Annotated in this window: 20 protein-coding genes; 12 read left to right on the top strand and 8 right to left on the bottom strand. The window is 63.3% G+C overall.

Annotation, left to right across the window (positions count from 1 at the left end):
- Positions 1–69: 69 nt before the first annotated feature.
- Positions 70–2397: a bifunctional acylase PvdQ gene (pvdQ, locus tag HU752_RS23150; RefSeq protein ID WP_186683967.1), complete on the top strand. Its 2328-nt coding sequence runs from the start codon at positions 70–72 to the stop codon at positions 2395–2397.
- Positions 2398–2501: 104 nt separating this feature from the next.
- Here the strand turns inward: pvdQ and HU752_RS23145 are convergent, their stop codons facing one another.
- Both HU752_RS23145 and HU752_RS23140 read right to left on the bottom strand, forming a co-directional pair.
- Complete coding sequence (locus HU752_RS23145; RefSeq protein ID WP_186683965.1) at positions 2502–3503, bottom strand: FecR family protein; 1002 nt, start codon at positions 3501–3503, stop codon at positions 2502–2504.
- 139 nt (positions 3504–3642) lie between these two features.
- The gene (locus HU752_RS23140) at positions 3643–4557 is read right to left on the bottom strand and encodes a LysR family transcriptional regulator (RefSeq protein ID WP_186683963.1); all 915 of its coding nucleotides are present in this window, start codon (positions 4555–4557) and stop codon (positions 3643–3645) included.
- Between the two features lie 85 nt (positions 4558–4642).
- Between HU752_RS23140 and HU752_RS23135 the strand changes: the two genes are divergently transcribed.
- The gene (locus tag HU752_RS23135; RefSeq protein ID WP_186683961.1) at positions 4643–5569 is read left to right on the top strand and encodes a carbon-nitrogen hydrolase family protein; all 927 of its coding nucleotides are present in this window, start codon (positions 4643–4645) and stop codon (positions 5567–5569) included.
- Positions 5570–5582: 13 nt separating this feature from the next.
- On the opposite strand, the gene HU752_RS23130 is transcribed toward HU752_RS23135, so the two are convergent.
- Both HU752_RS23130 and HU752_RS23125 read right to left on the bottom strand, forming a co-directional pair.
- On the bottom strand, positions 5583–6128 hold the full coding sequence (locus tag HU752_RS23130) for a GNAT family N-acetyltransferase (protein ID WP_186683959.1): 546 nt from the start codon (positions 6126–6128) through the stop codon (positions 5583–5585).
- Positions 6129–6200: 72 nt separating this feature from the next.
- Positions 6201–6668, bottom strand: a complete 468-nt coding sequence (locus HU752_RS23125) for an LEA/WHy family protein (protein ID WP_186683957.1) — start codon at positions 6666–6668, stop codon at positions 6201–6203.
- Between the two features lie 129 nt (positions 6669–6797).
- Here HU752_RS23125 and HU752_RS23120 point away from each other — a divergent pair, with 129 nt between their 5' ends.
- The 5 genes from HU752_RS23120 (at position 6798) to chrA (ending at position 10875) form a co-directional block, all read left to right on the top strand.
- Positions 6798–7517, top strand: coding sequence for a helix-turn-helix transcriptional regulator (locus tag HU752_RS23120; protein ID WP_186683955.1), 720 nt, complete (start codon positions 6798–6800; stop codon positions 7515–7517).
- 52 nt (positions 7518–7569) lie between these two features.
- Entirely contained in the window at positions 7570–7905 is a 336-nt protein-coding gene (locus tag HU752_RS23115) for a nuclear transport factor 2 family protein (RefSeq protein ID WP_186683954.1), read from the top strand.
- A gap of 46 nt (positions 7906–7951) precedes the next feature.
- Positions 7952–9061, top strand: a complete 1110-nt coding sequence (zapE, locus tag HU752_RS23110; protein ID WP_186683951.1) for a cell division protein ZapE — start codon at positions 7952–7954, stop codon at positions 9059–9061.
- 124 nt (positions 9062–9185) lie between these two features.
- A complete protein-coding gene (locus HU752_RS23105) occupies positions 9186–9677 on the top strand; it encodes a GNAT family N-acetyltransferase (protein ID WP_186683949.1) in 492 nt (163 codons plus the stop codon).
- A gap of 13 nt (positions 9678–9690) precedes the next feature.
- Entirely contained in the window at positions 9691–10875 is a 1185-nt protein-coding gene (chrA, locus tag HU752_RS23100) for a chromate efflux transporter (RefSeq protein WP_186683947.1), read from the top strand.
- Between the two features lie 273 nt (positions 10876–11148).
- Here the strand turns inward: chrA and HU752_RS23095 are convergent, their stop codons facing one another.
- The 3 genes from HU752_RS23095 to HU752_RS23085 all read right to left on the bottom strand — a co-directional run bounded on the left by HU752_RS23095 (position 11149) and on the right by HU752_RS23085 (position 13769).
- The gene (locus tag HU752_RS23095) at positions 11149–11370 is read right to left on the bottom strand and encodes a DUF2790 domain-containing protein (RefSeq protein ID WP_186683939.1); all 222 of its coding nucleotides are present in this window, start codon (positions 11368–11370) and stop codon (positions 11149–11151) included.
- A 290-nt stretch (positions 11371–11660) separates the two neighbouring features.
- A complete protein-coding gene (locus HU752_RS23090) occupies positions 11661–13397 on the bottom strand; it encodes a phosphoethanolamine transferase CptA (RefSeq protein WP_186683937.1) in 1737 nt (578 codons plus the stop codon).
- Positions 13398–13589: 192 nt separating this feature from the next.
- A complete protein-coding gene (locus tag HU752_RS23085) occupies positions 13590–13769 on the bottom strand; it encodes a DUF6026 family protein (protein WP_186683935.1) in 180 nt (59 codons plus the stop codon).
- Between the two features lie 296 nt (positions 13770–14065).
- On the opposite strand from HU752_RS23085, the gene gnd reads away from it, so the two are divergent.
- From gnd to nudC, 5 genes are all read left to right on the top strand, one after another.
- Positions 14066–15049 (top strand): phosphogluconate dehydrogenase (NAD(+)-dependent, decarboxylating), encoded by a 984-nt coding sequence (gene gnd / locus HU752_RS23080; protein ID WP_186683932.1) that lies wholly within the window; start codon positions 14066–14068, stop codon positions 15047–15049.
- A complete protein-coding gene (gene zwf / locus HU752_RS23075; RefSeq protein ID WP_186683925.1) occupies positions 15046–16569 on the top strand; it encodes a glucose-6-phosphate dehydrogenase in 1524 nt (507 codons plus the stop codon). The genes gnd and zwf overlap by 4 nt, the downstream gene beginning before the upstream one ends.
- Complete coding sequence (locus HU752_RS23070; protein ID WP_186683923.1) at positions 16566–17390, top strand: HAD family hydrolase; 825 nt, start codon at positions 16566–16568, stop codon at positions 17388–17390. Before zwf ends, HU752_RS23070 begins: the two co-directional genes overlap by 4 nt.
- Positions 17391–17627: 237 nt before the next feature.
- The gene (locus HU752_RS23065) at positions 17628–18440 is read left to right on the top strand and encodes a crotonase/enoyl-CoA hydratase family protein (protein ID WP_186683921.1); all 813 of its coding nucleotides are present in this window, start codon (positions 17628–17630) and stop codon (positions 18438–18440) included.
- A gap of 31 nt (positions 18441–18471) precedes the next feature.
- Positions 18472–19302 (top strand): NAD(+) diphosphatase, encoded by an 831-nt coding sequence (gene nudC, locus HU752_RS23060; protein WP_186683919.1) that lies wholly within the window; start codon positions 18472–18474, stop codon positions 19300–19302.
- Here nudC and HU752_RS23055 read toward each other — a convergent pair.
- Positions 19270–20049, bottom strand: coding sequence for a TSUP family transporter (locus HU752_RS23055; protein WP_186683911.1), 780 nt, complete (start codon positions 20047–20049; stop codon positions 19270–19272). The genes nudC and HU752_RS23055 overlap by 33 nt on opposite strands.
- Positions 20050–20154 lie beyond the last annotated feature (105 nt).

Genomic DNA, 20154 nt, shown 5'->3' with positions numbered 1-20154 from the left:
TTTTCCAGGCGCCCGGATCTGATTCAGCCTCGCGCCGCCTGGTATTCGACGGTCTTATCAGGAGTCTGCGTGATCATTTTCCGGCCATTTTCCAGGTGCTGCCTTGCAACGTTGTTGATCGGCCTGAGCCTGGGTGCCCATGCCCGTTCCCAGGGTAGCGATACCCATGGCGCCGCGTTGAGCGCCGACATTCGCCGTACCACCTTCGGCGTCCCGCATATCCGGGCCAGCGACGAGCGCGGCCTGGGCTACGGCATCGGTTATGCCTATGCGCAGGACAACCTGTGCCTGCTGGCCAATGAGATCGTCACGGTCAATGGCGAGCGGTCGAAGTTCTTCGGTCCGCACGAGACCACGGTCGAACAGCGGGACAATCTCGCCAGCGACCTGTTCTTCAACTGGTTCAACACGCCGGCGGCAGTGTCCGCGTTCTGGCAGGCGCAGACTCCGCAGATGAAGCAGCGGATCGAAGGTTATGTGGCCGGCTACAACCGCCAGTTGCGCGAGCGCCAGGCCCAGGGCCTGCCGGAGCAGTGCCAGGGTGCCTGGGTACGACCGATCACCGTGCTCGATCAGGTCAAGCTGACCCGTCGCCTGCTGGTCGAGGGCGGTGTCGGGCAATTCGTCGAGGCCCTGGCGGCAGCCACCCCGCCCGAACAGACCGCGCAACGCTCGTCGGCGGGGTTCCAGGTGGCGGCCGAGCGCATGCAACGGTTCGCCCTGGACCGTGGCAGCAACGGTGTGGCGATCGGTGGCGAGCGTTCGTTCAACGGCCGGGGCCTGCTGCTGGGCAACCCGCACTTCCCGTGGGTGGGAGGCATGCGCTTCTACCAGATGCACCTGACCATTCCCGGCCAGCTCGATGTGATGGGCGCGGCATTGCCGGGCCTGCCGATGATCAATATCGGCTTCAACCAGCACCTGGCCTGGACCCACACGGTCGACACGTCCAGGCATTTCACCCTGTATCGCCTGCAACTCGACCCCAAGGACCCGACCCGCTACCTGCTCGATGGCAAGTCCACGGCCATGGACAAGCGCCAGGTCAGCGTCCAGGTCAAGCAGGAGGATGGCAGCCTGAAGCCGGTCTCGCGGCTGGTCTACAGCTCGGTATTCGGCCCGGTGGTGCAATGGCCGGGCAAGCTCGACTGGAACCGCCAGGTTGCCTTCAGCCTGCGTGATGCCAACCAGGACAACGACCGGGTGTTGCAGCAGTGGGCGGCGATGAACCGCGCCGACAACCTCAAGGCGTTCCAGGCGGCGGTGCACCGGATCCAGGGCATTCCATGGGTCAACACCCTGGCGGTGGATGACCGGGGGCGGGCGCTGTACATGAATCTCTCGGTGGTGCCCTACGTGGATGCCGACAAGCTGGGCAAGTGCAGCGATCCGCGCGCCGGCTACGACCTGATTGTGCTCGACGGTTCGCGTCGTGACTGTGCCTGGAGTGTCGCCGCGAATGCCGCGCAGAAGGGGATTTTCCCGGCTGATCGACTGCCGCAACTGGAGCGCGGCGACTATGTGCAGAACTCCAATGACTCGGCGTGGATGGTCAACCCGGCCGCTCCGCTCAAGGGCTTCTCGCCGCTGGTCAGCCGTGAGAACCAGCCGTTGGGCCCGCGTGCGCGCTTCGCCCTGGAAAGACTCGAGCAGCTCAAGCAGGCCGGGCCGATCAAGGTCGAGGACTTGCAGGCGATGGTCATGGATGACCAGGTCTATCTCGCCAGCCAGGTGCTGCCGGACCTGCTGCAGTTCTGTGGCGGTGACCTGGGGGCGGACGCCGCGACCCTGGCGCCACTGTGCGCGAGTCTGCGGAACTGGGACCAGCGCGCCAACCTGGACAGCGGCGTGGGCTTCGTGCATTTCCAGCATGTCATGGAGCAGTTGGCCGGGCATGACGATATCTGGCGGATCCGGTTCGATCCGGCCAATGCGCGGCATACGCCGCGTGGCTTGGACATCGGAAAGGCCGAGGTGGCCAAGGCGGTGCGCGAGGCGATGCTGGCATCGGTGGCGAGCGTGAACAAGGATGGTCTCACGGCCGATACGCAATGGGGCGATGTCCAGCAGGTGAGCTTGGGCGGACACCCGGTACCGGTGCACGGCGGGCCGTCGACGCTGGGTGTGTACAACGCGATCCAGAGCGTGCCGGGCGAAGATGGCAAGCGTGAGGTGATCAGCGGCACCAGCTACCTGCAGGTGGTCAGCTTCGATGAGCATGGCCCGCGAGCGGTGGGGATGTTGGCGCCATCATTGTCCAGTGATCCGGCGTCGGCGCATTTTCGCGACCAGACCGAGGCGTTCTCGAAGAAGGCCTGGGGGGTGTTGCCGTTTACCGAGGAGCAGATCAGGGCTGACAAGGCGTATCGGCTGCAGGTGATACGCGAGAAGCGCTGAGGCAGGCCTCGTGGCGGGTGGAGGCTTGCCCAGCACAAACGGTGCTTGCGCGGCACTGGCTGTGCTGTCTCAGGGAGCCTTCACGAATAGTCTGAACAGGCTCGTCAGGCCTTGGGTTTTTCCCGGGGAATGGCGTTGATTATCGGGTTGCCATCCTTGTTCTGGGTCAGGTAGACCGGCAGGACCTTGGGCAGGGAGGTGACCAGTTTCCTGACTTCGCTGGTGCTGTAGATCCCGCCGATACGAATCGCACCGGTGGCCGGGTCGGCCAGCAACACCGGTGTGTCCAGGTAGCGATTGATCAGCGGCAGGGCGTCGGCGAGGCTCAGGTTGTCGAGGATCAGCTTGCCGTTGCGCCAGGCCAGCGAGGTGTCGTTGGCATAGGTCTGGCTGATCTGCGGCTCGAAGTCACCGGCCTTGTAGCGGGCCTGCATGCCCGGGTCCAGGCGGTAGCCACCCGGTTGGGTGCTGTCGCTGCTGACCAGCACGGAGCCTTGCAGCAAGGTGACCCTGACCTGGTCCTCGTACATCCAGACGTTGAACCGGGTCCCGGTGACGCGGATCTGGCCCTTGGCCGCCTTCACCACGAAGGGATGTTCGGTGTCATGGCTGACTTCGAAAAAGGCTTCACCCTTTTTCAGCGTGGCCCGTCGTTGATCCTTGTAGTTGCTGTAGGTCAACTGGCTGCCCAGGTTCAGTTCCACCTGGCTACCATCGGCAAGGGTGACGTGTTCGACCCGATTGCTCGCTTCAAAGGTCTGGTAGGACGTGGGTATCCAGCCCAGGCTCCAGCCGATGTAGCCGGCCAGGGGAATCGCCAGCAGGCTGCTGGCGGCCACGCCATAGCGTGACCAGGGCCGGCGCTTGACGGGGGACGGAAGGGGAATGACCTCGGCCTGGGGCGGGCGCGGCAGGTGATCGGCGACGTCCCAGATTTCCAGCATCGCCTCGTACTCACTGGCATGCAGCGGGTCGGCCTTGAGCCAGGCGTCGAATTCTTCGCGTTCGGCAGCCGTGCAATCCTGCTCATGCAGACGCATGCACCAGTGCGCGGCAGCATCGGTGATCGCATCGTACTCGGCTTCTGAGAGGATCTGCTCTGTCATTGACTCTTCCCTATTTCCTACATTCTAACCTTCCCTGAGGCTTGCCGAGAACAGTTGATGGCAAATGCATATCAGTTTGGGTTGGATCTTGCGTCGGATTGTCCTGAAAACTGCCTGCTGTTCGGGCTCCCATCATGACTCATGAGAGGTGAAAACATTGAAAAATCGCCGCCTGCACTTTCCGGACTGCCGGATCGAGGGAGGTGCTGGTGCGCCAACCCAGTTCGATCGGGTAGCGCGGCAGGGGCATGGGGCTGGGCAGCAGGCTCAGCCCGCTGAGCTCGGCAATGGCCTGGGCGGCATGGGCCGGAATGGTTGCGACGGCCTGGCTGCCCTTGAGCAGGTAGGGCAAGGCGGCGAAATGCGTGGTCGAGGCACTCACATGCCGGCCCAGTCCCAGTCCGGCCAGGGTTTCATCGGTGATGCCGATGAAACCGCCGGATGACACCAGAATATGTTCGCGGGCGACGAACTGTTCCAGGCTCAGGCTCTTCTGGCCCGCTTCCAGGCTGTTTGGATCGACCAGGCAGCGGTAGTCGCCTTCGCCCAGCACCCGACGGCTGAGCAGGCGCTCGGCGAAACCGCCAGCCGTGATGGCCAGGTCGAACTGGCGCTGCATCAGGGCCTCGCCGACGATCTGGCTGTGGGTCTGGCGAAAGATCAGGCGCAGGCGAGGTGCCTGTACCGCGATCAGTTCCATCAGGCGGCGACCGTAGGCGATCTCGAAGTCGTCCGACAGCCCGATGATCACCGAGCGGCCTTCGTAGTGCTGGGCCTGCGGGTCGACCAGCGCCAGGCTTTGCCGGCACTTGTTCAGGGCTTCGCTGATCACCGGCTTGAGCTGATTGGCGCACAAGGTGGGTGCCAGCCCGCGGCCGGTGCGGGTGAACAGCGGGTCGCCATAGACCTCGCGCAACCGGCGCAGGGCAGCGCTGATGGCCGACTGCGTGACGCCCAGGCGCACGGCCGCGCGGCTGGCGCTAGACTCCTCGTGCAGGGCCTCGAAGACCTTGAGCAGGTTCAGGTCCAGGGCTTTGATATTCGTGGTGTTCATATCATTCAGTGATGAAGTGGTCTTTATTCATGATCGGCTTCGCCACGACAATCTGCAACACGAACCCAAGCCTGGAGATCCGCCCATGTCCAAATCCATCGTTGCCGCGTTGCAGATTGGTGCCTTGCCGGGTGGCAAGGCTGATACCCTGGAACAGATCCTGTCCTATGAAGAGGCGATCATCGAGTCCGGCGCCTGCCTGGTGGTGATGCCCGAGGCGTTGCTGGGCGGCTACCCGAAAGGCGAAACCTTCGGTACCCAGCTGGGTTACCGCCTGCCGGAAGGTCGCGAGGCGTTTGCCCGCTATCACGCCAATGCGATCGACGTACCGGGCCCGGAAACCGAGGCACTGGCCGGCCTGTCCGCCCGTACCGGGGCCAACCTGGTGCTGGGTGTGATCGAGCGCAACGGCCACAGCCTGTTCTGCACCGTACTGTTCTTCGACCCGCAGGCGGGCCTGGTGGCCAAGCACCGCAAGCTGATGCCGACCGGTACCGAACGGCTGATCTGGGGCAAGGGCGATGGTTCGACCCTGCCGGTGGTGGAAGGCAAGGCCGGGCGCATCGGTTCGGCGGTGTGCTGGGAGAACTACATGCCGCTGCTACGTACCGCGATGTACGCCAAGGGGGTGGACGTCTGGTGTGCACCGACGGTGGACGAGCGCGAAATGTGGCGCGTGACCATGCGCCATGTCGCCTGTGAAGGCCGCTGCTTCGTGGTCACTGCCTGCCAGGTCCAGCCATCACCGGCAGTGCTGGGCAGCCGTGTCGAGAACTGGCCGGATGAGCGCCCGCTGATCAACGGTGGCAGCCTGATTGTCGGGCCGATGGGCGATGTGCTGGCGGGGCCGCTGGTGGGTGAAGCCGGCCTGCTGACCGCCGAGATCGATACCGACGAGTTGGTACGTGCCCGTTATGACTTCGACGTGACCGGCCACTATTCGCGGCCTGACGTGTTCGAGCTGCGGGTCGACGAGCGAGCCAAGCCCGGCGTGCGTTTCATCCAGGACTGAAGCCGCAGGCGGCCTACTGGTTGCGTCGCCATTCCTCGCGGGTGATTTCCCAGACGTCACAGGGCAATCGCCCGCTGACGAAGTCGCGTTCCTCTGTATGGACCAGGCGCATGCCCTCGCGCTCCGAAACCCGCCGTGAAGCCAGGTTGGGCGTGGCCTTGGGCACGCGCATCAGCGACTGGTCGAGGACCTCGAACCAGTAGTGGGTCACCACGCGGCTGGCTTCACTCATCAATCCCTGGCCCTGCCACTGTGGGGCGAGCCAGAATCCGCGGTTGTTGTCGATTTCACGCATCAGGCTGATGGACCCGATCATCTGTTGTGGTGCCGTCTTCAATCGCATCGACCAGTGCCATTCCTCGCCGCGTTCGACGGCGGGCAGGGCGATGTCGCGCAGGTAGCGCAGGGCACCGTCGTCGGGGTAGGGCCAGGGCACCAGGGCATTGAGGTAGCGCACTACTTCCCAGTGCGGGAACAACTGCTGGACGGCCGGTGCGTCGTCCAGTGTCATCGGTTGCAGGATCAGCCGTTCGCTGTGCAGGGTGGGGTATCTGTCCATGATGCGTGCCGTCCCGGGCGGAAGTCGAAAGACTGTTTATAACAGCCTTTTCGGTCATCCGCGTGACGTGGTTCACCAGCCACTGGCATTGGACCCCAGCAGGTCCAGGCGGCCCCGTTCGACGAAGCGCATGGTGCCGAACGGCCCGCCGGCCAGCTTGCCACGCAGCACGTAGGGCAAACCGTCGAGGCTGCGCGCCTGGCTCAGGCCGAGGGTCTGACGCAACATGGAGAAGGCCGAGACGCTGACCGGTACCGTCATCGTGGTTTCGGAGAAGCCCTGGAGTGTTCCCTGCTGGTTGCTGACACCGGAAGCCAGTGGCTGGTCGTTCACTTCCAGTTCAAGGGCCACGCCGTTGTAGCTGATGGCGGTCTCGTTGGGGTTCTGCAGGCGCAGTGTTACGGCGAAACGCGCCTCCATGTCCTGGCTGGGCAGGGGGTCGATGCCGACCACGTTGATGGTCAGCGGGTCGCGACCGGAGAACAGGGCGCAGCCGGCGAGGGTCAGGAACAGCAGGCCCAGGCCCAGGAGTTTGCGCATGATGAGGTCCTCTGGATGAATGAACCGGCCCACGATACAGCAAAGCATAGACCGCACGGCTCCTGACAGATTCTGACAGGAGTCTCTGTTAGGCTGCGCCCCTCCGCTTCCGTTCAGGTTGAACCCACCGTGTCCCGTACTTCCCGTCTGTTGACGCTGTTGCAGGTGTTGCGCGCTCGCAGCCGTCCGGCCACTGCGGCTGCCCTGGCCCAGGAACTGGAAATTTCCGAGCGCACGGTCTATCGCGACATCGCCGAACTCACTGCCCTGGGAGCACCGATCCAGGGTGAAGCGGGAATCGGCTATGTGTTGCGCAGCGGATTGTTCCTGCCCCCGCTGATGCTCGACGCCGACGAGGCCGAAGCGATCATGCTCGGCCTGCAGTATGTCACCCAGCGCGGCGACGACGTCCTGGGCAAGGCGGCCTGCGGGGCCCTGGCGAAGATCTCGGCGGTGCTCGGGCCGGCGGCCCAGGAGGCCTTGCGCAATCCTACCGTGCTGGCCGGGCCTGCCGGCTATGGCTTCCCGGAGAACATCGTGCCGCTGAGCGTGCTGCGCCAGGCGATCGGCCAGCAGACCAAGCTGTACATCGACTACGCCGATGCGAACCAGGTCCCCAGCCAACGGCTGATCTGGCCGCTGGCCCTGGGCTTCCTGAACGAGGTGCGGGTGATCGTCGCCTGGTGCGAGCTGCGCAATGACTACCGGACCTTCCGTACCGATCGTATCGCCGCTGCCTGTGAGCAGGGCGAACGTTATCCGGGACGGCGCAGTGACCTGTTGCGCGGCTGGCACGCAGCCTGCGAACGGATGCAGAGGGTTCAGCCGTTCACTCCTGACAAAAACTGACGTGGGCCTGGCTTAGGATGCTGTCAGTCCCACCTGCAAGGAGCAGTGCCTCATGAACACCCCATCCCTGGCCCCGGCGATCGAGGCCTATATCACCGCCGCCAACGCTCGCGACACCTCGATGATCGACAGTTTCTTCGCCGTGGATGCGAATGTATTCGATGAGGGCCGGCATCAGGTCGGCACCCTGGAGATCGCGCGCTGGATGGATGAAACCGGCCGCAAGTACCAGCCCCGGGTCGAAGTCCTCGATGTCGCGCAACGCACCGGCAAGGTGCTGGTGCGCAAGCGGGTGTCGGGCAGCTTTCCCGGTAGCCCGGTGGAGTTGCGCTATACATTCCGGCTGAACGAACAGGGCAAGATCGCCCGCCTGGATATTTCCCTCTGAGCCGAACTGGCATACTGCGCAGCCCTGTTCAGCAACGGCCCTGCCCATGACTGCCGATTCTCCCCTGAGTGCCTACCAGCAAGCCGTCGCGCAGGGCTTTGTCCATGACCCGGACCAGTGGCAGGCGGTCCAGGCCCTGCAGCGCTGTCATGAGGCGCTGCACCAGGGTCAGATACCTTCCGGGGTCTATCTCTGGGGGCCTGTCGGGCGGGGCAAGACCTGGTTGATGGATCGGTTCCACCAGAGCCTGCGGGTGCCTTCCCGACGCCAGCACTTCCATCATTTCATGGGCTGGGTGCACCAGCGCTCCTTCCAGCTGAGCGGCATCGCCGATCCGTTGCAAGCCTTGGCCCGTGAGCTGGCGGCCGAGGTCAGGGTCCTGTGTTTCGACGAATTGTTCGTCAATGACATCGGTGACGCGATCATTCTCGGGCGACTGTTCCAGGTGATGTTCGACGAGGGTGTGGTGATCGTCTGTACCTCCAACCAGCCCCCGCAGCAGTTGTATGCCGACGGCTTCAACCGCGAACGTTTCCTGCCGGCGATCGCCGCGATCGAGCAGCACATGGAAGTGATCGATGTCGATGGAGGCGAGGACCATCGCCTGCATCCGGGGGTTGCCCAGCAGCGTTACTGGGTCGTACCGCAGGAGGGGGCAACGGGGTTTACCCAGGCGTTCGCCGCACTGACCGACGGGCAGGCCGTGTCTGCCGAACCCGTCGCGATGGGGCATCGCACCCTGGCGGTGGTGCGGGCCTCGCCCAGCGTGCTCTGGTGCCGTTATGCCGAGCTGTGCGAGCAGCCTCTGGCGGCGATGGATTTCATGGCGTTGTGCGATCGCTACTCGGCGATCTTTCTCGACGAAGTGCCGAGCCTCAGCGCCCGCCAGCGCCCCGGTCGGATCGCCCGGGGCACCGAGGATGCCGCGCAGCGTGTCGAGGCCGGGGACCGCCAGTTGCCGCAGTTGTCGATCCACGATGACAGCGTGCGCCGCTTCATTGCCCTGGTGGACGAGTGCTACGACCGCAAGGTGGCCTTGTACGTCGCGGCCCAGGTGCCGTTGGATGAACTGTACAGCGAGGGTTACCTGGCGTTTGCGTTTCGTCGTACTCTCAGTCGCCTGCATGAGATGCAGCTGCAGCGTTTCGGGCAATGAAGCCGTCGAACTCATTCAGATCACGATAGCTGGCTGATTCCCTTCGTTCGGGCCCTGGCCCGGGCTTACAATCGGCTGCCCCTCACGCGAGAACCGATTTTCAATGATGCCTTCGAGGATGAACATGGACGTTGCGGATGTACTGATACTGCAGGCGAGCTACAGCAACCCGCTGCATGCCGAAGCGATCGCCTTGTTGCTGAACCACTACGCCGAGGACCCGATGGGGGGTGGCGAGCCGCTTGACCCGGACCTGCTGGCGCAGTTGCCGGCCGAGCTGGCCAAGCGTGCCCATGCGTTCAGTGTGCTGGCCTTTGTCGGCGGTGAGCCGGCGGGGCTGGTGAATTGCTTCGAGGGCTTTTCGACCTTTGCCTGCCGGCCGTTGGTGAACGTGCATGACGTGGCGGTGCTGGACAAGTTTCGCGGCCTGGGTCTGAGCCGGAAGATGCTGCAGAAGGTCGAGGACATCGCGCGTCAGCGCGGCTGCTGCAAGATCACCCTCGAAGTCCTCGAGGGCAATGCCGTGGCCCGGGCAGCCTACGAGAAGTTCGGCTTCAGCGGTGCCCAGCTCGATCCGGCCCATGGCCAGATGCTGTTCTGGAACAAGTATCTGTAGTCACGGGGGCGCCATGAGTCAGCAGGAACATTCAGCCAATAGCACCCGTGCCTGGGCGGTGTTCCTGATCTTCCTGCGGTTGGGGCTGACCTCCTTCGGCGGGCCGATCGCCCACCTGGGTTTCTTTCGCCTTGAGTTCGTCCAGCGGCGTGGCTGGTTGAGCGAACCACACTATGCCGAACTGATCGCGCTGTGCCAGTTCCTGCCCGGACCGGCCAGCAGCCAGGTTGGCATGGCGCTTGGGCTTTACCGTGCCGGTGTACCTGGCGCGCTGGCCGCCTGGGCCGGCTTTACCTTGCCCTCGGCGTTGCTGTTGAGCTTGTTCGCGCTGGGTATCGGCTGGTGGGGCGCGGCCCTGCCAGCTGGACTGTTGCATGGTTTGAAGATCGTCGCCGTGGCGGTGGTGGCCCAGGCGTTGTTTGGCATGGCCAAAAGCTTGAGTCGTGGGCTGGCAAGGGCGGTGATTACGCTGGTCGCGGCGTGGGTGGTGTTGTCCTGGGACTCGGTGCCTGGGCAACTGCTGGTGATGCTGGCGGCGGCTGGAGTCGGTGTCCTGTTGCTGGCGCCGCCGGTTTCGGTCGCGGAACCGGGGGTGCCGGTTCCGGTACGTCGCGCGGTGGCTTGGGCGGCGTTGCTGCTGTTTTTCCTTCTGTTGCTGGGGGGGCCGCTGGTGGCGGGGGAGGGGAGCCTGTCGGCGCTGTTCGCAAGCTTCTATCGGACCGGGGCATTGGTCTTTGGTGGCGGCCATGTGGTGTTACCGTTGCTGGAGCAGGCGGTGGTTGGCAGCGGGCGGCTGGATGGCGATACCTTCCTGGCCGGTTATGCGGCGGCCCAGGCGGTACCGGGCCCCTTGTTCACGTTTGCGGCGTTTGTCGGGGCGGCCATCGATGGGGTGACCGGGGCGCTGGTGTGCCTGGTGGCGATTTTCCTGCCATCTTTGTTGCTGGTGGTCGGAGTTTTGCCGTTCTGGCCGGTGCTGCGGGGTAGCCCGCGGGTTCTGGCGGCGCTGGCAGGGGTCAATGCGGCCGTGGTGGGGTTGTTGTTGGCGGCGTTTTGGCGGCCGCTCTGGAGCAGTGCCATTCTTGGGCCGCTGGACTTTGGATTGGCGGTCTTGGCCTTGCTGGCGCTGGTTGTGTGGCGCTGGGCGCCCTGGGTGGTTGTGTTGGCTGGGGCGTTGGCCGGCCTGGTTCTACTGTAGATACGCCGTAGTCGGGTTGCCGGCCTCTTCACTTTCCGCGCAAGGTTTCCGGGCTGACCATCATTGGCTTGCGGCTTTCCCTGTTGTCTTGAACTCGGTAGGCGCAATGAAGTGCTCCTGGCCCATACATCAGTCCGGCGCACAAATGGATATGCATTCAAGCGCGCCGTCGAATGTTCTCTCCGGATAATAAAAAAGCGCCCGGTCAGGGCGCTGTGCAAGCACCTCCCGTCAGGAACTGTCGGAGGTGTTATCGGGTGTTTGGTTGATGAATCAGGTATCAGGCTGCTGAACTGCTTTCACTTCACCTGAAGATGTATCGTTCTTTTGCGCCTGTGCCGTCATCGTCTTCTGCTCGGCCTGTTCGCGGGCTTGCTGCTGGCTGGCCTGGAAGTTCTCCCAGCGCTCACGAGCGCGATCGGAACCGCCTTCGGCGAGTGCTGCGAAAGAAGTAACGGACAATAAGCCGGCAATCAGCAGGGTTGGCAGTTTCATGAGCAATGTTTCCTGAGTAGTTGAAAGAATGTCGCCGTGGCGAACTGAAATTCAAATCAACTCTAGGAGCTTGGCATTAAGTGGTAATTAAGATGAGCTAATGCCGGATGAACGGTTTACAGAAGTACTTTCATGGATATTACAAAAAACAAACAAATAGAGAGGGCTTGTTTAAATTACATAATGTTCATTTAACTTTCACGGGTTCTGGCAGGTGGCATGGCCACCTGCGTCTACTGAAGCTGGACTGAAAGCCTGATCCCGCATGAGCTGCGAGAGCAGGCCGGCCCTTATTTCTTCGCCAGGTCTACCGGCTGCTTGGGCTTGATCAGGCTGAAGTCGATCAGCGCCTTCTGCGGACGCGAATAGGGATCGCCAATCAGCAACGGACGAACCTTGAACTGAGCGTTGACCACGCTCTTGCTCAGGTCCTGCTCATCGAAGCTCAAGCCGGCCAGGTCGGTCCAGGTATGAATCAGGTTTGAACTGCTGTAGGGCCGGTTCAGGTCCGAAGCAAAGCTCCAGTCATGGGTCTCCCGCCATTTCGGCGAAGCCCAGGCGATGAACGGAATGGTGTACATCGGTGCCGTCGGCTTGCCCTCGTTGCGCCCCAGGGTGGTGTGGCCGGCGGAGTCGAAGACGTCCTCGCCGTGGTCGGACAGATACAGCAGGAAACCGTTGGGATCGGTCTTGGCGTAGTCCTTGATCAGGCTCGAGACGACGAAGTCGTTGTACAGCACCGCGTTGTCGTAGCTGTTGTAGGTCGGGATCTGGTCGTCGGTCAGGGCGGCCGGAGCGCCGGCGCGGTCGGTGAACTTCTCGAAGGTCGGCGGGTAGCGGTACTGGTAGCTCATGTGCGTGCCCAGCAGGTGGACCACGATCAGCTTGCGCGGAGCGCTGTCGGCCAGGGCCTTGTTGAACGGTTCGAGGACATCGCCATCGTACTGGCGGGCGTTCTGGTTGCGGTTGTTGTTCAGGTACACCTGCTCGTCGGCCTGCTCGGAGAAGGTCGTGAGCATGGTGTTGCGCTTGGTCATGGTCTGCTGGTTGGTGATCCACCAGGTCTTGTAGCCGGCCTGCTTCATGACGCTGACCAGGGACGGGGTCTTGAGGTACAGGTCGGGGTTTTCCTCGTCGGCGAAGGTCAGCACCTGCTGCAGCGCCTCGATGGTGTAGGGGCGCGGGGTTACGACGTTGTCGAAGATCGCCAGTTGCTCCCGGAGCTTGTCGAGGTTCGGCGTGGTTTCCCGCGGGTAGCCGTACAGGCTCATGCGCTGGCGGTTGGTCGATTCGCCGATGACCAGCACCAGGGTGGTCGGCAGGCCGGCCTGGCGGTCCTTGAGGTTATGCAGTGGTGGAATCTTGCTGACGCTGTCGAGCATGCCCTGCATGTTGTTCAGTTGCTGGCGATAGCTGTGGTAGGCCACCACCATCTGCCAGGGTACCGCCGGCTCGACGCGGCTTTCGAAGCGCTCCAGGCCTTCTTCCCAGGTCGAGCTGCGGGTGAATTGGGTCACCAGCGGGTAGCCGACGATCGACACCAGCAGCGCCGTTGCCGCCAGCAGCGCCCGGCCGCGTGGCAGATACACCGGGCGCACGCGCTTCCAGAGCAGGAACGCCACCACGCTGTGGGCGAGCAGTGCCAGCAGGATCCACCATTGGAAGTACTGGGTCAGGTACTCGCTGGCTTCGGCCATGTTCGATTCGAACATGATGAAGATCACGCTTTGTGAGAATTCCTGCTGGTAGATGCAGAAGTAGCCCAGGCTGCCCAGGGAGCACGCCCACAGGACCAGGCCGATCACGGCGCTGAGCAGGCGGGTCCGGCGGGGAAACAGCAGCATCGGTGCCAGCCAGATGGCGCTGAGGAAGAATGCCTGGCGGAATCCGGAGAACCCGGAGGTCCCGCTCAACTGGATCAACAGTTGGGTGACGCCCGAGAAGTACCAGAAGAACAGGAACATCCAGCCGAGTCCGGCCCAGTCAAAACCTTTCGCAGACTTGTTGCTGCGTTCGAACAGCGCCATTTAGCACTCCAATCAATTGCCAACAGAGCCATGGGACCGAGCTGAAAAAGATCGCCATGGGGAATGGCCGCACGAATTACGCACGACTGAAAGGCTTGGAGTATCTGTAACGACGTGTGAAAAAAACGTTCAGGGAGTGGGCGCACCGGTTGTGCGCCCGAGGGGATGTGCTGTTTGGGAACCTGGCGTTTCTCAGTTGCCCAGGCGTGCCTGCGGGGCGGGGGCCGACAGGGTTTGTGCCTGCAGCGCCTCACGCAACTGTGCTACCTGCAGCAGCAGGGATTCACGTTCGTCCTGCAATTGCCGCAGCTCATCGCGGCGGATCGTCACATACAGGGTTTGAGGGGGACGTACTGCGGCTACCGTACCCATTGCTCACCTCGCGAAGGGTCTGTTTCGGTGGAACCGACTCGGCCGGATCGGGGGCCGAGGGCTCGTTCAAGATAATTTTGGATCTTTTTTCAGTGCATGGGAACTTTTTTATTTTTTGTTGTCGCCGTGTCCTGGAGGCGAGTTCGAGCGTACAAGAGGGTCACAAACGACACTGGCGAACCAATCATCGCCGTATTTGACTAACCTTTGGCGGGACACATGCCGTCACGGTGGGCTAAGGTGTCGCCTTTATCTTTTTCGAGTTTTTTCGAACTCGTCGGCTGGAGTATCGCTACATGCAACTTGGAATCATCGGACTGGGCCGCATGGGCGGCAATATCGCACGGCGACTGATGCTCAAGGGCCATGAGACCGTGGTTTACGACCGCAACACCGATTTCGTCGCCACCCTGAGCAAGGAGGGCGCCACTGGTGTCGCCGACCTGCCAGCACTGGTGGCCGGGCTGACCGCACCGCGGGCGGTCTGGGTGATGTTGCCGGCTGGCGCGCCCACCGAAGACACCATCACCGAGCTGGGCAAGCTGCTGCAGCCGGGCGACGTGATCATCGACGGCGGCAACACCTACTACAAGGACGACATCCGTCGCGGCCAGGAGCTGGCGCAGAAGGGCCTTCACTATATTGACGTCGGTACCTCCGGTGGCGTCTGGGGCCTGGAGCGTGGTTATTGCATGATGATCGGCGGTGATGCCGAAGTGGTACGCCGTCTCGACCCGTTGTTCGATGCGCTGGCTCCAGGCCTGGGCAATATTCCGCGGACCAGGGATCGCAGCCCGACTGCCGACGACCGCGCCGAGCGCGGCTACATCCATGCCGGCCCTCCGGGTTCCGGGCATTTCGTCAAGATGATCCACAACGGTATCGAGTACGGGATGATGCAGGCCTTCGCCGAAGGTTTCGACATCCTCAAGACCAAGAACGCCGACAGCCTGCCGGCCGACCAGCGCTTCGATCTGAACCTGGGTGATATCGCCGAGGTGTGGCGCCGTGGCAGCGTGGTGTCGTCCTGGCTGCTGGACCTGACCGCCGACGCACTGGCCACGGATCCGAAGCTGGACAACTACTCCGGTGCGGTGGCCGACAGCGGTGAAGGCCGCTGGACCATCGAGGCGGCGATCGAGCAGGCGGTGCCGGTACCGGTGCTGTCCAGTTCGCTGTTCGCCCGCTTCCGTTCGCGCCAGCAGAGCACCTACGGCGACAAGCTGCTGTCGGCGATGCGCTTCGGCTTCGGCGGCCACGTGGAGACACCGAAAAAATGAAGGCCGCCGGCAAGAAAAGCAAGGTTGAGGCAGCTCCGCCGACCACGCTGTTCCTGTTCGGTGCCCATGGTGACCTTGTAAAGCGCCTGCTGATGCCGGCGCTTTACAACCTCAGTCGGGACGGCCTGCTCGACGATGGCCTGCACATCGTCGGTGTTGACCACAATGCCGTCACCGACGCCGAGTTTGCCAGGAAACTGGAGGACTTCAGCCGTGCTGAAGTCGCCGCCAAGAGCAAGAAGGCCCCGGAGCAGGCACTCGATGCCGCGCTCTGGAGCAAGCTGGCGAAGAACATCAGCTACGTGCAGGGCGATTTTCTCGACGATTCGACCTACGTCGCGCTGACCGCGAAGATTGCCGCCAGTGGTACCGGCAATGCGGTGTTCTATTTGGCCACCGCGCCGCGTTTCTTCAGTGAAGTGGCGCGGCGCCTGGGCGCTGCCGGCCTGCTCGAGGAGACCCCCGAGGCGTTCCGGCGGGTGGTGATCGAGAAGCCGTTCGGCTCCGACCTGGCGACCGCCGAGGCGTTGAACGCCTGCCTGCTCAAGGTGATGAGCGAAAAGCAGATCTATCGAATCGATCATTACCTGGGCAAGGAAACCGTACAGAACATCCTGGTCAGTCGTTTCTCCAACGTGCTGTTCGAAGCGTTCTGGAACAACCACTACATCGACCATGTGCAGATCACCGCGGCGGAAACCGTCGGTGTGGAAACCCGTGGCAGTTTCTACGAACACACCGGGGCCCTGCGTGACATGGTGCCCAACCACCTGTTCCAGTTGCTGGCGATGGTCGCCATGGAGCCGCCGGCCGCCTTTGGTGCCGACGCGGTGCGTGGTGAGAAGGCCAAGGTGGTCGGGGCGATCCGGCCGTGGAGTGTCGAGGAGGCACGGGCCAACTCGGTTCGCGGCCAGTACACCGCGGGTGAGGTGACCGGCAAGGCTGTCGCGGGTTATCGCGAAGAAAACAACGTCGCGCCGGACAGCAACACCGAAACCTATGTCGCACTCAAGGTGATGATCGACAACTGGCGCTGGGTCGGCGTGCCGTTCTACCTGCGTACCGGCAAGCGCATGAGCGTGCGCGACACGGAAATCGCCATCTGCTTCAAGCCGGCGCCCTATGCGCAGTTTCGCGATACCGAGGTCGAGCGCCTGCAGCCGACCTACCTGAAGATCCAGATCCAGCCGAACGAAGGCATGTGGTTCGACCTGCTGGCCAAGCGCCCGGGGCCGGCACTGGACATGGCCAATATCGAGCTGGGGTTCGCCTACAAGGATTTCTTCGAGATGCAGCCGTCCACCGGCTACGAAACCCTGATCTACGACTGCCTCACCGGCGACCAGACGTTGTTCCAGCGTGCCGACAATATCGAGAACGGCTGGCGGGCGGTGCAGCCATTCCTCGATGCTTGGCGCGAGGACGACCAGGTGCAGGCCTACAAGGCGGGCGAGAACGGCCCCGCAGCCGCCGATGAACTGTTGGCGCGTGACGGTCGTGCCTGGCATGGCATCGGATGAGTGGCTCGGTGCAGTACCCCATCCGCCTGCTGCTCAGCGATATGGACGGCACCCTGTTGCTTCCTGATCACAGCCTCAGCCCGCGTATCGTCGAGGCGGTACACGTGCTCAAGGCGTCGGGGGTGTTCTTCAGCCTGGCCACCGGACGCCCGCCCCGGGCGATGCGGGAAATGATCGAGGCCCTGGGTGTCGACCTGCCGGTGGCGGCGTTCAACGGTGGCACGCTGATGCATCCCGATGGCCGCTACCTGGTGACCCATTACGTGCCGCGCGAGGCGGCGATCTGCACCCTGGAACTGCTGGCACGGCACGAAGAGGTGGAGATCTGGGTGTTTGCCGACAACGAATGGCTGTTGCGTAATCCTCACGGCAAGATGGTCCCTCGGGAGCAGCATGCGCTCGGTTACCCACCGAAGGTGGTGGAGAGCTTCGAACCGTACCTGGACCGTATCGACAAGATCGTCGGGGCCAGCGGCGACGCGCAACTGTTGATCGAGCTGGAGACGGTGTTGCAGCCATTGGTCGCAGACCAGGCGTTGGCCAGTCGCTCGCAACCGGCCTACCTGGACATCACCGCGATGAAGGCCAACAAGGGCGAGGCGCTGGTGACGCTGGCCAGGTTCCTCGACGTGCCGCTGGCGCAGACGGCGGCGATCGGTGACGGTGGTAACGACCCGGCGATGTTTCATCGAGCTGGCCTCGCGATTGCCATGGGCCAGGCCGAGGAGGTGGTCAAGCGGCAGGCGGATGTGGTGACCGGCAGCAACACCGAGGATGGGGCGGCGCAGGCCATCGAGCAATGGATCCTCGGGCCTCGGTAGGTTGGTGGAGGCTGGCCGCCTCTGGCGGTTCGCGGGCAAGCCCGGCTCCTACAGCGACCGGCGTCGAACTCAAATCTTTTGTACGGCCCGATCACTTGTAGGAGCGAGGCTTGCCCGCGAACCGCCGCAGGCGGCCATCCCCCCGGAGTCCGGCTTTTGGCATATCCGCTACCTATGCCGGACAGACCTGCTTGCTATATTCCCCAATCTTCCACTGCCCTGCCAAGGATGCCCGTCATGTCCGAATACCAAGCCTTCCGCGTCGAACTGGCCGACAACATCGCCCACGTGCAGATCAACCGCCCGGAAAAGATCAATGCCATGAACGCCGCGTTCTGGAGCGAGATCACCGAGATCTTCCAATGGGCCGATGATACCGATGAAGTCCGCGTGGTGGTCCTGAGCGGTGCGGGCAAGCACTTTTCCTCGGGTATCGACCTGATGCTGCTGGCCTCGGTCGGCAATGAGCTGGGCAAGGACGTGGGGCGCAATGCCCGCCTGCTGCGCCGCAAGATCCTGCAACTGCAAGCCTCCTTCAATGCCGTCGACAACTGCCGCAAGCCGGTCCTGGCGGCGATCCAGGGATATTGCCTGGGCGGCGCCATCGACCTGATCGCTGCCTGCGACATGCGCTATTGCGCCGAGGACGCGCATTTCTCGATCAAGGAAGTGGATATCGGCATGGCTGCCGATGTCGGCACTTTGCAACGTTTGCCGCGTATCATCGGTGACGGCATGCTGCGTGAACTGGCCTACACCGGTCGTGCGTTCGGAGCGGACGAGGCGCAGCGCATCGGGCTGGTCAATCGTGTCTATCCTGATCAGGCCGCGCTGCTCGACGGCGTGATGGGCCTGGCACGGGAGATTGCCGGCAAATCTCCGATCGCCGTGACCGGTACCAAGGAAATGCTCAGCTATATGCGCGACCACCGGATCGACGATGGGCTGGAATACGTTGCCACCTGGAACGCCGCCATGTTGCAATCGAACGACCTGCGTGTGGCCATCGCGGCCCACATGAGCAAGCAGAAACCTGAATTTCTGGACTGAGGAAGGTTTCCCGGTCCCCAAGGAACCCGCAATGACTCAAGGCTGGACAACCGCAGTACTGGATATCGAACTACCCGGCGGCTGGGCCGTGGCCCGTGGCCCCGAGGGGTTCCTGCTGGATGACAACGGCGTGCTGTTCCCCCGCGAGTGGCTCAAGCGCCAGGACCTGCCGGTACTCTGCGAGCATGGTATCGGTCATCACGACGGCGAGCCGGTGTACCTGCTGGAACTCAAGTCCACGGCCGAGGTACCGGGCTGCCGTTGGCAGGGGCTGCGGCGGTTCATGCTCGAAGGCGACTTCACCACCTATCGCATGCTCGGCTATGCCGCGCAGATCGGCACCTGGGCCCGTGAGCACCGTTTCTGCGGCAGCTGCGGCCAGCCGACCCGCCAGGTGCCGGGTGAGCGGGCGATGTACTGCCAGCCGTGCGACCTGCGCGCCTATCCGCGGATTTCGCCGAGCATGATCGTGCTGGTGACCCGTGGCGATGAAGTGTTGCTGGCCCGTTCGCCACGCTTCGTGCCCGGCGTCTACAGTACCCTGGCCGGTTTCGCCGAGCCGGGCGAGTCGGCGGAGGATTGCCTGGTGCGCGAGGTGCGTGAGGAGGTGCAGGTCGAGGTCAGCAACATCCAGTACGTCGGCAGCCAGTGCTGGCCGTTCCCGCACTCGATGATGCTGGGCTTCCACGCCGAGTACGCCGGTGGCGAGATCGTGCCGCAGGTCGACGAGATCGAGGATGCGCAGTGGTTCAACATCCATGAGTTGCCGCCGCTGCCGGCGGCCAAGTCGATCGCGCGTTACCTGATCGATCTGTATGTTTCGCGCCGGCTAGGCCACGCTGAACCAGTGCTGCCAGGCTAGGCGCACGGTCAGCCCGAGGACCACGGTGATGAACACCGGGCGGATGAACTTCGCCCCGCCGCTGATGGCGGTGCGGGCGCCGAAGAAGGCCCCGAGCATCACCGAAAGGCCCATGCACAGGCCGATGATCCAGTCGACCTGACCGGAGAAGATGAACACCGACAGCGCGGCGATGTTGCTGACGAAGTTCATGCTGCGCGCCACGCCGCTGGCCTTGACCAGGTCGATGGGGTAGAGCAGCAGGCTGCTGACGGTCCAGAATGCGCCGGTACCCGGTCCGGCCACGCCGTCATAGAAGCCGAGGCTGAAACCCTGGGGGAACTGCCACTTCCTGCGGATCGGTGCATCGCTGTCCAGCGGCGCCTTGGGCGTGCCGCCGAACAGCAGGTACAGGCCACAGGCGAAGACGATCACCGGGAGCATCTTGTTCAGCCATTCGGCGGGCATGAAGTGCGCGGTGACCGCGCCGATCAGCGCACCGACCAGGGTACCGACGATCGCCAGCTTCCACTGGCGCGGATGGAACAGCTTGCGCCGGTAGAAGGTGAAGCTGGCGGTGGCCGAGCCGAAGGTCGAGCTGAGTTTGTTGGTGCCCAGTACCAGGTGGGGGGGCAGGCCGGCGGTCAGCAGCGCCGGGGTGGTGAGCAGGCCACCACCGCCGGCGATGGCATCGATGAATCCGGCGATGAAGGCGACGACGGCAAGAATGGCGAGGGTGGTCAGGTCTACGCTGAGATCGAAAGGCATGGAATCGGCTTAGGTCGGCAGGATGGCGCCAGGGCGCTGGAAGGCGGCCATCTTACTGGCTCGCGGATTTCATCGCGAATCTTGTGGTGATGATCGTTCCCACGC

The sequence above is a fragment of the Pseudomonas vanderleydeniana genome, from assembly GCF_014268755.2.
Classification (GTDB): Bacteria; Pseudomonadota; Gammaproteobacteria; order Pseudomonadales; family Pseudomonadaceae; genus Aquipseudomonas; species Aquipseudomonas vanderleydeniana.
Note: the sequence above shows the minus strand (reverse complement) of the source record. Positions and strands in the feature narration are given on the sequence as shown.